This window comes from Crassaminicella profunda, from assembly GCF_019884785.1.
Classification (GTDB): domain Bacteria; phylum Bacillota; class Clostridia; order Peptostreptococcales; family Thermotaleaceae; genus Crassaminicella; species Crassaminicella profunda.
Genome location: NZ_CP082326.1, coordinates 1,182,274 through 1,194,997, shown reverse-complemented (window position 1 = coordinate 1,194,997; position 12,724 = coordinate 1,182,274). Strand labels below are relative to the sequence as shown.

The following is a 12,724-nucleotide window of genomic DNA, read 5'->3' as shown; positions in this document are numbered from 1 at the left end:
TGGTAGCGGCGAGTGGACTCGAACCACCGACCTTCCGGGTATGAACCGGACGCTCTAGCCAGCTAAGCTACGCCGCCATATTTGGTTGCGGAGGCAGGATTTGAACCTACGACCTTCGGGTTATGAGCCCGACGAGCTACCAACTGCTCCACTCCGCGATGCTGCAATCACCCAAATCTTTGATTTGGTGTGAGTGTAGTACTCGGCCTTAACCGAGTTTCATTAATTGGTGCCGGAGACCGGAATCGAACCGGTACGATCTGTAAGGACCGCAGGATTTTAAGTCCTGTGCGTCTGCCAGTTCCGCCACTCCGGCATGCTGCAATTACCAAAATTTTATATTTTGTGTAATTGTAGTACTAAGAAATCTTGTATTTCTTAGTTTCCTTAATGTTTTTTGGCTCCAAGGGTGGGGCTCGAACCCACAGCCTACCGGTTAACAGCCGGTTGCTCCACCATTGAGCTACCTTGGAACAATTTCTTTCATAATTCAAGATAAATCTTAGCACATTCTTATCATTTCGTCAATAACTATTTCAAACTGACGACAAAATATATGTTATCATATATCTAGAATTATGTCAAGTGATTTTACGATAAAAAAGAAAAGGTACGAACTATTGTCGTTCTCCTATTTCATGGTGCGCCCAGAGAGATTCGAACTCCCGGCCTTCTGATTCGTAGTCAGACACTCTATCCAGCTGAGCTATAGGCGCATATTAATAAAAAATGGAGGCGGCACCCAGATTTGAACTGGGGAATAAAGGTTTTGCAGACCTCTGCCTTACCACTTGGCTATGCCGCCATTTCTTTGGTGACCCATCCGCGGCTCGAACGCGGGACACCTTGATTAAAAGTCAAGTGCTCTACCAACTGAGCTAATGGGTCATATGGCTGGGGTAGCAGGACTCGAACCTACGCATGCCAGAATCAAAATCTGGTGCCTTACCGGCTTGGCGATACCCCATTATTTTTGGGGTGGATGATGGGATTTGAACCCACGCATGCAGGAGCCACAATCCTGTGTCTTAACCACTTGACTACACCCACCACGTTTTGGTTTTGGAGCGGATGATGGGAATCGAACCCACGCTATCAGCTTGGAAGGCTGAAGTTCTACCATTGAACTACATCCGCATATCTACAATGCTTTGTAACCATTTCATTACTTTTCTTGCTTACGCAACTCATTCCTAAGCGATTCACACCAAATCACAGATTTGGGTTCTCTGCTTATACCATTGAACTACATCCGCATGTTTTGTTGGAGCGGAAGACGAGATTCGAACTCGCGACCCTCGCCTTGGCAAGGCGATGCTCTACCACTGAGCCACTTCCGCAGAATCAAAATACTTTATAAACATCTCATTACTCTACTTGCCTTTGCAACTCATTCCTAAGCGATTCACGCAAAATCACAGATTTTGGTTCTCTGCTTATACCACTGAGCCACTTCCGCAATTTAAAATGGTGGAGGAGAGTGGATTCGAACCACTGAAAGCTAAGCTAACGGATTTACAGTCCGTCCCCTTTGGCCAACTCGGGAACTCCTCCTTATTATTTTTTATGGAGCTGGCGAAGGGAATCGAACCCCCAACCTGCTGATTACAAGTCAGCTGCTCTACCGTTGAGCCACACCAGCATATTTTAATCATCAACACTTTGTTAAAGAAAATTGGCGACCCGGAAGGGGTTCGAACCCTCGACCTCCAGCGTGACAGGCTGGCATTCTAACCAACTGAACTACCGGGCCAATTTTGGTGGGCGTAACAGGGTTCGAACCTATGACCCCCTGCTTGTAAGGCAGGTGCTCTCCCAGCTGAGCTATACGCCCAAAATTGGTGACCCATCCGGGAATCGAACCCGGGTTACCGCCGTGAAAGGGCGGTGTCTTGACCGCTTGACCAATGGGCCATATTAAATTTGGTAGCGGCGAGTGGACTCGAACCACCGACCTTCCGGGTATGAACCGGACGCTCTAGCCAGCTAAGCTACGCCGCCATATTTGGTTGCGGAGGCAGGATTTGAACCTACGACCTTCGGGTTATGAGCCCGACGAGCTACCAACTGCTCCACTCCGCGATGCTGCAATCACCCAAATCTTTGATTTGGTGTGAGTGTAGTACTCGGCCTTAACCGAGTTTCATTAATTGGTGCCGGAGACCGGAATCGAACCGGTACGATCTGTAAGGACCGCAGGATTTTAAGTCCTGTGCGTCTGCCAGTTCCGCCACTCCGGCATGCTGCAATTACCAAAATTTTATATTTTGTGTAATTGTAGTACTAAGAAATCTTGTATTTCTTAGTTTCCTTAATGTTTTTTGGCTCCAAGGGTGGGGCTCGAACCCACAGCCTACCGGTTAACAGCCGGTTGCTCCACCATTGAGCTACCTTGGAACAAATAAACCAGCGACGACCTACTCTCCCAGGCAGTTGCCCGCCAAGTACCATCAGCGCTGAAGGGCTTAACTTCTGTGTTCGGTATGGGAACAGGTGTAACCCCTTCGCTGTAGTCACTGGATGCTGCAATCCCCCAAATTTTATATTTGGTGTGATTGTAGTACTAAGAAACAAATGCGTTTCTTAGTTTCATTAATTTAAAATTCTGTATTATCTAGAAGTTTTAGATTAATGGATTACATTGATTGAGAATTTATACTCTCAAAACCAAACAATGCATATTTTATTGGTCAAGTCCTCGACCTATTAGTATCGGTCAGCTTAAGACATTACTGCCCTTACACCTCCGACCTATCAACCAGATAGTCTTTCTGGGGTCTTACTAGCTTAACGCTATGGGAAATCTTATCTTAAGGGGGGCTTCGCGCTTAGATGCCTTCAGCGCTTATCCCGTCCATACATAGCTACTCAGCTGTGCCACTGGCGTGACAACTGATGCACCAGAGGTATGTCCATCCCGGTCCTCTCGTACTAAGGACAGCTCCTCTCAAATTTCCTGCGCCCACAGCGGATAGGGACCGAACTGTCTCACGACGTTCTGAACCCAGCTCGCGTGCCTCTTTAATGGGCGAACAGCCCAACCCTTGGGACCTACTACAGCCCCAGGATGAGACGAGCCGACATCGAGGTGCCAAACCTCCCCGTCGATGTGGACTCTTGGGGGAGATAAGCCTGTTATCCCCGGGGTAGCTTTTATCCGTTGAGCGATGGCCCTTCCACTCGGAACCACCGGATCACTAAGCCCGACTTTCGTCCTTGCTCGACCTGTATGTCTCGCAATCAAGCTCCCTTCTGCCTTTGCACTCTTCGCGCGATTTCCGACCGCGCTGAGGGAACCTTTGGGCGCCTCCGTTACTCTTTAGGAGGCGACCGCCCCAGTCAAACTGCCCACCTGACAGTGTCCCAAAGCTGGATTCACAGCTTATGGTTAGAACTTCAGTATTACAAGAGTGGTATCCCAAGGATGACTCCACACACACTGGCGTGCATGCATCGACGTCTCCCACCTATCCTGTACATGTAATACCAAAATCCAGTGTCAGGCTACAGTAAAGCTCCACGGGGTCTTTCCGTCCTGCTGCGGGTAACCGGCATCTTCACCGGTACTACAATTTCACCGAGTCTATTGTCGAGACAGTATCCAAATCGTTACGCCTTTCGTGCGGGTCGGAACTTACCCGACAAGGAATTTCGCTACCTTAGGACCGTTATAGTTACGGCCGCCGTTTACTGGGGCTTAAGTTCGGTGCTTCGATTGCTCTAACACGTCCCCTTAACCTTCCAGCACCGGGCAGGCGTCAGCTCCTATACATCGTCTTTCGACTTAGCAGAAACCTGTGTTTTTGCTAAACAGTCGCTTGGATCTATTCTCTGCGGCCACCTCGGGCTATAAACCCTAACGTGGCACCCCTTCTCCCGAAGTTACGGGGTCATTTTGCCGAGTTCCTTAACAATAGTTCTCTCGCTCGCCTTAGGATTCTCTCCTCACCTACCTGTGTCGGTTTACGGTACGGGCACCTAGATCTAACTAGAGGCTTTTCTTGACAGCGTGGAATCAGTAAGTTCGCTACTTATATTTCGCTCCCCATAACGCCTCAGAATTGTTAAGACGGATTTGCCTATCCTAACTTCCTAAACGCTTAGACGCACACAACCAACGGTGCGCTTAACCTATCCTTCTGTGTCACCCCATCGCTCAAACGATTTTCGGTGGTACAGGAATTTCAACCTGTTGTCCATCGCCTACGACTTTCGTCCTCGGCTTAGGTCCCGACTAACCCTGAGTGGACGAACCTTCCTCAGGAAACCTTAGGTTTTCGGCGGGCAGGATTCTCACCTGCCTCTCGCTACTCATGCCAACATTCTCTCTTGTATATAGTCCACTGCTCCTTACGGTACAGCTTCAACCCATATACAATGCTCCCCTACCCATACCAAACGGTATGCCGTAGCTTCGGTGACAGGTTTGAGCCCCGGTAATTTTCGGCGCGGGATCACTCGACTAGTGAGCTATTACGCACTCTTTGAATGAATGGCTGCTTCTAAGCCAACATCCTAGTTGTCTATGCAATCCCACATCCTTTTCCACTTAACCTGTACTTAGGGACCTTAGCTGACGATCTGGGCTGTTTCCCTTTCGACCATGAATCTTATCACCCATAGTCTGACTCCTAAAGTTATGATTACGGCATTCGGAGTTTGATAGTCTTCGGTAACCGGTGAGGGCCCCTAGGACATTCAGTGCTCTACCTCCGTATCACTACCTTTAAGGCTAGCCCTAAAGCTATTTCGGGGAGAACCAGCTATCTCCGAGTTCGATTGGAATTTCTCCGCTATCCACAAGTCATCCCAGCCTTTTTCAACAGACATGGGTTCGGTCCTCCACGAAATTTTACTTCCGCTTCAACCTGCTCATGGATAGGTCACCCGGTTTCGGGTCTACGGCATACAACTAAAATCGCCCTATTAAGACTCGCTTTCGCTGCGGCTCCGTTACAAAATAACTTAACCTTGCTGCATACCGTAACTCGTTGGCCCGTTCTACAAAAAGTACGTGGTCGTTCATAAAAAGAACTTCCACTGCTTGTAAACATAGGGTTTCAGGTTCTATTTCACTCCCCTCCCGGGGTTCTTTTCACCTTTCCCTCACGGTACTATACGCTATCGGTCACTAGGAAGTATTTAGCCTTGGGGGGTGGTCCCCCCAGCTTCCCACAAGGTTTCACGTGTCTCGTGGTACTCTGGAGTATACTCAAGCTAGACTAAGTTTTGCCTACAGGACTATTACCTTCTTCGGTAACTCTTTCCAGAGTTCTTCGGCTACAAATTCTTTGCTCTTAATGAGTATATCCGCAACCCCTAAAGAAAATTCTTTAGGTTTGGGCTCTTCCCCTTTCGCTCGCCGCTACTCAGGGAATCGAGTTTTCTTTCTCTTCCTCAGGGTACTTAGATGTTTCAGTTCCCCTGGTATGTCTCCTATCTACCTATTTATTCAGTAGATGGTACTTAGGTATTACCCTAAGTGGGTTCCCCCATTCGGAAATCCCCGGATTAAAGCTTGCTTGCAGCTACCCGAGGCTTATCGCAGCTTACCACGTCCTTCATCGACTCCTAGTGCCAAGGCATCCGCCCTATGCTCTTTATAACTTGACCTGCTGCAATGCTTCAATTACCAAAATTTTATATTTTGTGTAATTGGAGTACTAATAAACTTTACGTTTATTAGTTTCATTGCTCTTGATTCTCTCAGATTAATTGTAGTATTAATCTTTTTATATATGCATTGTTTAGTTTTCAAAGTACAAAGTTAAACCCTCTCTTTCGAAAGGTTTTAATGGTGGAGACGAGGGGGATCGAACCCCTGACCCCCTGCGTGCAAGGCAGGTGCTCTCCCAGCTGAGCTACGTCCCCATGCATGAACAGTTAGAAATAAAGTTTTCTGAGTTTCATTTTGAAGGTTTGATCCTTCAAAACTAGACAGTGTAAGAAACAAACCTATTCTCCTTAGAAAGGAGGTGATCCAGCCGCACCTTCCGATACGGCTACCTTGTTACGACTTCACCCTAGTTATTGAATTCACCTTCGGCAGCTTCCTCCAAAAGGTTAGATAGCTGACTTCGGGTGCCCCCAACTTCCATGGTGTGACGGGCGGTGTGTACAAGACCCGGGAACGCATTCACCGCGACATTCTGATTCACGATTACTAGCAACTCCAGCTTCATGTGGGCGAGTTGCAGCCCACAATCCGAACTGAGACTGGCTTTTAAGATTGGCTCCAGATTACTCTTTCGCTTCCCGTTGTACCAGCCATTGTAGCACGTGTGTAGCCCAAAACATAAGGGGCATGATGATTTGACGTCATCCCCACCTTCCTCCGAGTTATCCCCGGCAGTCTCTCTAGAGTGCCCATCCGAAATGCTGGCAACTAAAGACAAGGGTTGCGCTCGTTGCGGGACTTAACCCAACATCTCACGACACGAGCTGACGACAACCATGCACCACCTGTCACTTTGTCCCCGAAGGGATTTCCCCGATTAAGGGTAATGCAAAGGATGTCAAGTTTTGGTAAGGTTCTTCGCGTTGCTTCGAATTAAACCACATGCTCCGCTGCTTGTGCGGGTCCCCGTCAATTCCTTTGAGTTTCAGTCTTGCGACCGTACTCCCCAGGCGGAGTGCTTAATGCGTTAGCTGCGGCACCGAGGTTCGACCCCCGACACCTAGCACTCATCGTTTACGGCGTGGACTACCAGGGTATCTAATCCTGTTCGCTCCCCACGCTTTCGTGCCTCAGCGTCAGTTACAGTCCAGAGAGTCGCCTTCGCCACTGGTGTTCCTCCTAATATCTACGCATTTCACCGCTACACTAGGAATTCCACTCTCCTCTCCTGCACTCAAGCCAATAAGTTTCCAAGGCTTACTACGGTTAAGCCGTAGCCTTTCACCCCAGACTTTATTGGCCGCCTACGCACCCTTTACGCCCAGTGATTCCGGATAACGCTTGCCCCCTACGTATTACCGCGGCTGCTGGCACGTAGTTAGCCGGGGCTTCCTCCTAAGGTACCGTCATTATTCTTCCCTTAGGACAGAGCTTTACGACCCGAAGGCCTTCATCGCTCACGCGGCGTTGCTGCATCAGGCTTTCGCCCATTGTGCAATATTCCCCACTGCTGCCTCCCGTAGGAGTCTGGACCGTGTCTCAGTTCCAGTGTGGCCGATCACCCTCTCAGGTCGGCTACTGATCGTCGCCTTGGTAAGCCATTACCTTACCAACTAGCTAATCAGACGCGGGTCCATCCTATACCACCTGAGTTTTGACTCATGTATGATGCCATACTAGAGTTTTATCAGGTATTAATCCCGGTTTCCCGAGGCTATCCCTGTGTATAGGGCAGGTTACCCACGCGTTACTCACCCGTCCGCCGCTTTCCACTTATTAAATCACCCGAAGGATCAATAATAAGCTTCACGCTCGACTTGCATGTGTTAGGCACGCCGCCAGCGTTCATCCTGAGCCAGGATCAAACTCTCAAGTATAAAAGTTTTGAATTGAACGTTTTGGACTTTGCAGTCCTATTATCTGGCTTAATTTCTTACACTGTATAGTTTTCAAAGATCAAATCTTTTTAATCAATCGCCGTTTAGCGACTTAATCATCTTATCACTTCTTGTCGAATCTGTCAACAACTTTTTTTATGGTAATTTTTAAAAGCTGTTTTTAGAGGCGACAAGAACTATACTACCATGTTTCTCTCTCAAAGTCAAATAGTATTTTTTTCTAAAATCTAATGACTTCTATTTCAAAGGAACATTTGATAATATATCATAAAAATACTTCTAGGTCAATATATTTTAAACAATTTATTGTAGTATCATAAAATTTCTTTAAATACACACTCCTTAGGTATTATAAGTACTTTTTATTTCTTTTATTCATATTCAAAATAATTTTTCTATCCATCAAAGAAACTATCTCAAAATAAGAAATCCATATAAAATTTTAAGAGCACATTTATCATTCATATTTATCATAACAAAAGCACTATGAATATGCCCCCTATTCATAGTGCTTATTTTTAGTTATACAAATTAAATATTAAATCTTTTACTCTTCAACTTGTTCCATCCCTTTTCTTAAAGCCTGTATATTCACATCAACAAATTTTTCTTTTACATTGTTTTTCAATATTTTCTCCCAAGCTACATCCTTTAACCCCATAGCTTTTGTAAGAGCACCAAGCATAACTATATTCATTGTTCTAATATTTCCTAGTTCTTTTGCAATTTCTGCAGCTTTAAATACTGTTGTGGATGCTTTTTCTTCTAATATGCTTATCACATTTTCTGGATACTTGGCATCCCCTACTAAAATAGGAGCAGATGGTATTTCATAATCATTCACCACTACTTTTCCACCAATCTTCAAATGATCTAACCATCTCAAGGTTTCCATTTTTTCAAAGGACACTACAATGTCTGCTTGACCCTTCCCTATAATTGGAGAATATACTTTTTTTCCAAATCTAACTTGAGTTGTAACACTTCCTCCACGTTGAGCCATACCATGGACTTCAGACATTTTCACATCATATCCTGCACTGATAAGTCCTTGAGACAAAATCTTACTTGCTAGAATAATTCCTTGCCCTCCTACACCAACTAATAAAATGTTTTTTACTCCACTCATATTATTCACCTACCTTTACAATTGCATCAAATGGACATGCTTGAAGACAGACGTCACATCCTACACACATATCTTCATTAATTTTTGCTTTTTCATCAAATGATATGGCAGGACATCCTGTTTTTGTACAAATTCTACAGGCTTTACATTTCTCTTCATCTACCTTGCAAATAATCTTTTTGTTGCCAAACTTCTCAATATCTTCTGGTGATGGTTTTTTAAGAACACAAGGCCACTCTGTAATAATGACAGTAGGCTCTTTCTTACTAAATGCTTCATCAATTGTTTTATTACAATCATCTAAATTTAATGGATTGATTATGAATATATTTTCTTTTTTCACACCTACAGCTTCACAAAGCATTGGTATATTGATTGCGTGTGTTTTTTCTCCTTGAAGAGTATAACCAGTACCAGGATTTTCTTGGTGTCCTGTCATTCCAGTAATTCTATTATCTAATATTACAGTTACTGCATTTCCTTTATTGTAGACAATATCCATAAGTCCTGTAACACCAGAGTGAAAGAAGGTTGAATCTCCTATTACCCCTATAACCTTCTTATCAACACCATTAAACGAAAATGCCTTTTGTGCACCATGTCCAGCACTTACACTAGCACCCATGCAAATACACGTATCCATAGAAGATAGGGGTTGTGCTGAACCTAATGTATAGCAACCTATATCTCCTGTAATCATCACATTTTTCTTTTTAGATAACATATAGAAAAACCCTCTATGTGGACATCCTGCACAAAGTGTTGGTGGTCGTCCTACAACTTCAGCTTCACTATACTTGATCATTGGTCTTTCTTCCTTTAAGATGGCTTTTGCTATAATATCCGGATTTAACTCTCCTATTCTTGGAATCAATTCCTTACCAATACATTTGATTCCTGCAGCTTTCATTTGTTCTTCTATATAGGGTTCTAGTTCTTCTATTACATAAAGTGTTTCAACTTGGTCTGCAAATTCTTTAATCTTTTTCATAGGAAGGGGATAAGTAAATCCTAATTTAAGATAAGACACATTATCTCCAAACACTTCTTTAGCATATTGATAAGCAATTCCAGAAGTAACAATTCCTATTTTTTTATCATTCCATTCTATTTTATTCAAATCCGTTTCATTACTGAACTTTTCTAATTGCTTTAATCTTTCCTCAACCTTTATATGCAATACTCTAGCATTTGCTGGAGATGCTACATACTTTGGTATATTCTTTTTATAAGGCTTGATTTCTACTTCTTCTCTTTCACCTAATTCCACAAGGGTTTTGCTATGGCAAATTCTTGTAGTAACTCTAAGTAATACAGGTTTATCATATTTTTCACTAATTTCTAAAGCAACTTTTACAAAGTCCTTTGCTTCTTGACTATCACTTGGCTCTAACATAGCAAGTTTTGCGAATTTAGCATAATATCTATTATCTTGTTCATTTTGGGAACTATGCATGCCCGGATCATCTGCTGATACTAAAACTAAACCACCATTTACCCCTGTATAGGAATACGTGAACAAAGGATCTGCTGCAACATTTACTCCTACATGCTTCATAGCAGATAAAGCTCTTGCTCCAGCAATAGATGCACCAATTGCAGTTTCTAAAGCCACTTTTTCATTTGGTGCCCATTCTGCATACATATGTTCTTTAAAGGGCGCAATATTTTCTAAAATTTCAGTACTAGGCGTTCCTGGATAGGCTGAAGCATATGTCACACCAGCCTCATATGCTCCACGTGCAACAGCTTCATTTCCTGTTAGAAACTTTTTCATACCTTCACTCTCCTTTTAATTTATCATTAATTGGCTGCAATAATACTTCCTAAAGCAATTGAATAAAGTTTTGATTCATGGCTATCAGCTCTTGAAACTAAAACTACAGGCGCTTTTGTTCCCATAATAACCCCAGCTGACTTAGCCCCTGCAAAATAAGTTAAAGCTTTTCCAATACCATTACCCATCTCAATAGTTGGTACCAATAAAATATCTGCATCTCCAGCTACTTCACTCTCAAATTTTTTTGTTTCTGCTGCCTCTTTTGATATAGCTAAATCAAAGGCCAAAGGTCCTTCTACAATAACCCCTTTACCAAACCCACCCTTTTGACCCATTTGTTTTAATACATCACCATCAACAGTTGCTTGCATTTTAGGATTTACCTTTTCCTTAGCCGCTAACGCTGCAACTTTAACATTTTCGATTCCCATGGCTTTTGTAACCTCTATAGCATTTTGTGTGATTTTTACTTTTTCCTCTACAGTAGGTGCTATATTCATTCCTCCATCTGTTAAAAATAACAACTTGTGATAAGTTGGAATATGATAGACCATCACATGGCTTAATTGACTATCTGTTCTAAGTCCTATTTCCTTATCAAGGACTGCCTTTAACAAAATAGCTGTGTCTAATAGACCCTTCATAACAAAATCTGCATTTCCTGAACTTACTAATCTTACAGCCCTTTTGGCAGCTGCATCTATTTCTTTTTCTTCAATGATTTCATACGCATCAATCTTTAAGTTGTTTTCTTTTGCAATACATATAATTTTTTCTTGATCTCCTATCAAAACAGGTTCAACAATTCCCATTTCTGCTGCATTACAAACGGCAACCAGCACTTCCTCATCTTGTGCAGCTGCTACAGCTAGCTTCATTTTTTTCTGTTCTTTTGCAACCCTTATTAATTCTTTAAAATTTTTAATCATTTCATCACTCCATATAAATTTTATTTTAGGTTAAAATTTTTTAGTAATGCATAGACAAAATTTTTAATTTGTTATGAATTTACAGTTATCTATATAATTTACTATACTACAATTTACTGAATTTTTCTAGTAGTTTGAAATATGATTTTTTTTATTGAACATTCTACTGTTAATAGTATATTCTCTTCAAATCAACTTATACTTACATAAAAAAAGAACACCAATCATTGATGTTCTTGCATAACATTTAACTTTTTCATACATTGCATAGTAATCTCATCATGAGGGTTAAGCCTTATAGATTTTTCCAAAACTTCTTTAGCCTCTTGAAGTTTTCCTATTTCCATGTATACCATTCCTAAATTGGATAATATTTCGCTGTCTTCATTTTTAAATTGAAGCGCTTTTTTAAAGTATTTTTCTGCATGTTTAAAATCATTCAAAGCAGCATAACATAATCCTAATTCATTGAGGGTATCTACTTGTGTAGGCTTTATAGTCAATATTTTCTTTAAAACATTTATTGCTTCTTCCACATTTCCCAATTGTCTATATCCAAGACCTATAAAAAACAATAAATTCCACCAGTCTGAATATTTTTCCATAAGAGGTAAAAGCTTTTTTAGCCCTAAATCAGGCTGATTATTTAAGATATGTGTATATCCTTCTTCATATTCTATTTGATCTTTCAATTCCTTTATCTGAAATACTAATTCCTTTTTCTTTTCTTCATCTATATCTAAGTCTATACATTTTTCCCATATGATCTGTGCCTTTTTAAATAAGTTTTGATTGGCATAATGAAACCCTAAGTGATAATACGCTAAAGAAAAATCCGGATATCTTTCTATAATAATCTCTAACGTTTCAATAGCTTCTCTTTTAAATTCCTTTTTCTTATCTCTATCTTCTACTTTAGATGCAATATCTTGACAGCATCTAGCATAATTATATAGTCCATTTAAATTTCCTTCATCTAATGTAATCAGAGCGTTGAAATATATTAGGGCATCATAAAATTTTGTCTCTTCCGCTAATTTTAATCCCTCATAAGCAATATATTCTAAAATTTTTTCATCAAATATATTTAAAAATTCTTTATACGTATCTGCATACTTAAAATCCCTATCCATTCCAATTACAGTAATCATTCCTCTTGCCATACTTGCTAAGGATATTTCATAATCATCCTTTTTTTCTTTTATAGGCTTAGTAATTTCAGCTATATTCATTGGAATAGGAATTTCCTTTAACATTTCAAATTTAGGATCAATATGGGCATCCTTTTTTAATTCAATAAATACAACTCTTTCTAATCCATCATTTATGTATTCTTTTATTCTTGTAAACATAATCAACCTCCCTTAATTT

General features: G+C 41.8%; 4 protein-coding genes, 21 tRNA genes and 3 rRNA genes. All 28 read right to left on the bottom strand.

The features are described from left to right. A tRNA-Met gene (locus K7H06_RS05155) sits at positions 1 to 77 on the bottom strand. A 5-nt stretch (positions 78 to 82) separates the two neighbouring features. Further along, positions 83 to 158: transfer RNA gene (locus tag K7H06_RS05150), tRNA-Met, on the bottom strand. Positions 159 to 227: 69 nt separating this feature from the next. Next, positions 228 to 316 (bottom strand) — tRNA-Leu (locus K7H06_RS05145). 82 nt (positions 317 to 398) lie between these two features. Then, positions 399 to 473, bottom strand: a tRNA-Asn gene (locus K7H06_RS05140). Positions 474 to 639: 166 nt separating this feature from the next. After that, positions 640 to 716 (bottom strand) — tRNA-Arg (locus K7H06_RS05135). Between the two features lie 14 nt (positions 717 to 730). After that, positions 731 to 805: transfer RNA gene (locus K7H06_RS05130), tRNA-Cys, on the bottom strand. Positions 806 to 812: 7 nt separating this feature from the next. Next, positions 813 to 888: transfer RNA gene (locus K7H06_RS05125), tRNA-Lys, on the bottom strand. 3 nt (positions 889 to 891) lie between these two features. Further along, positions 892 to 967 (bottom strand) — tRNA-Gln (locus tag K7H06_RS05120). A 7-nt stretch (positions 968 to 974) separates the two neighbouring features. Continuing rightward, positions 975 to 1,050, bottom strand: a tRNA-His gene (locus tag K7H06_RS05115). 13 nt (positions 1,051 to 1,063) lie between these two features. After that, a tRNA-Gly gene (locus tag K7H06_RS05110) sits at positions 1,064 to 1,137 on the bottom strand. Positions 1,138 to 1,265: 128 nt separating this feature from the next. Continuing rightward, a tRNA-Gly gene (locus tag K7H06_RS05105) sits at positions 1,266 to 1,340 on the bottom strand. 128 nt (positions 1,341 to 1,468) lie between these two features. Continuing rightward, positions 1,469 to 1,554, bottom strand: a tRNA-Tyr gene (locus K7H06_RS05100). Positions 1,555 to 1,567: 13 nt separating this feature from the next. Beyond that, positions 1,568 to 1,642: transfer RNA gene (locus K7H06_RS05095), tRNA-Thr, on the bottom strand. 34 nt (positions 1,643 to 1,676) lie between these two features. After that, positions 1,677 to 1,753 (bottom strand) — tRNA-Asp (locus tag K7H06_RS05090). Positions 1,754 to 1,758: 5 nt separating this feature from the next. After that, positions 1,759 to 1,834: transfer RNA gene (locus K7H06_RS05085), tRNA-Val, on the bottom strand. A gap of 5 nt (positions 1,835 to 1,839) precedes the next feature. Next, positions 1,840 to 1,914: transfer RNA gene (locus tag K7H06_RS05080), tRNA-Glu, on the bottom strand. 10 nt (positions 1,915 to 1,924) lie between these two features. Beyond that, a tRNA-Met gene (locus K7H06_RS05075) sits at positions 1,925 to 2,001 on the bottom strand. Positions 2,002 to 2,006: 5 nt separating this feature from the next. Beyond that, positions 2,007 to 2,082 (bottom strand) — tRNA-Met (locus tag K7H06_RS05070). A 69-nt stretch (positions 2,083 to 2,151) separates the two neighbouring features. Beyond that, positions 2,152 to 2,240 (bottom strand) — tRNA-Leu (locus K7H06_RS05065). An 82-nt stretch (positions 2,241 to 2,322) separates the two neighbouring features. Continuing rightward, a tRNA-Asn gene (locus tag K7H06_RS05060) sits at positions 2,323 to 2,397 on the bottom strand. Positions 2,398 to 2,404: 7 nt separating this feature from the next. Continuing rightward, positions 2,405 to 2,521 (bottom strand): 5S ribosomal RNA (rrf, locus tag K7H06_RS05055). 165 nt (positions 2,522 to 2,686) lie between these two features. Further along, positions 2,687 to 5,613 (bottom strand): 23S ribosomal RNA (locus K7H06_RS05050). A gap of 182 nt (positions 5,614 to 5,795) precedes the next feature. Next, a tRNA-Ala gene (locus K7H06_RS05045) sits at positions 5,796 to 5,871 on the bottom strand. 97 nt (positions 5,872 to 5,968) lie between these two features. After that, positions 5,969 to 7,494 (bottom strand): 16S ribosomal RNA (locus K7H06_RS05040). The 16S, 23S and 5S rRNA genes sit together here with 21 tRNA genes alongside, the layout of an rRNA operon. A gap of 568 nt (positions 7,495 to 8,062) precedes the next feature. Further along, a complete protein-coding gene (locus tag K7H06_RS05035; protein WP_223038853.1) occupies positions 8,063 to 8,644 on the bottom strand; it encodes an indolepyruvate oxidoreductase subunit beta in 582 nt (193 codons plus the stop codon). A gap of 1 nt (position 8,645) precedes the next feature. After that, positions 8,646 to 10,421, bottom strand: coding sequence for an indolepyruvate ferredoxin oxidoreductase subunit alpha (gene iorA / locus K7H06_RS05030; RefSeq protein WP_223038852.1), 1,776 nt, complete (start codon positions 10,419 to 10,421; stop codon positions 8,646 to 8,648). Positions 10,422 to 10,447: 26 nt separating this feature from the next. After that, a complete protein-coding gene (locus K7H06_RS05025; protein WP_223038851.1) occupies positions 10,448 to 11,353 on the bottom strand; it encodes a bifunctional enoyl-CoA hydratase/phosphate acetyltransferase in 906 nt (301 codons plus the stop codon). A gap of 224 nt (positions 11,354 to 11,577) precedes the next feature. Continuing rightward, positions 11,578 to 12,705, bottom strand: a complete 1,128-nt coding sequence (locus K7H06_RS05020) for a tetratricopeptide repeat protein (RefSeq protein WP_223038850.1) — start codon at positions 12,703 to 12,705, stop codon at positions 11,578 to 11,580. Between the last annotated feature and the right edge of the window lie 19 nt (positions 12,706 to 12,724).

Excerpts from the sequence above, each read along its gene's own strand:
- K7H06_RS05035 (WP_223038853.1), bottom strand. The coding sequence starts at position 8,644 with ATGAGTGGAGTAAAAAACATTTTATTAGTTGGTGTAGGAGGGCAAGGA.
- K7H06_RS05020 (WP_223038850.1), bottom strand. The coding sequence starts at position 12,705 with ATGTTTACAAGAATAAAAGAATACATAAATGATGGATTAGAAAGAGTT.
- iorA (WP_223038852.1), bottom strand. The coding sequence starts at position 10,421 with ATGAAAAAGTTTCTAACAGGAAATGAAGCTGTTGCACGTGGAGCATAT.
- K7H06_RS05025 (WP_223038851.1), bottom strand. The coding sequence starts at position 11,353 with ATGATTAAAAATTTTAAAGAATTAATAAGGGTTGCAAAAGAACAGAAA.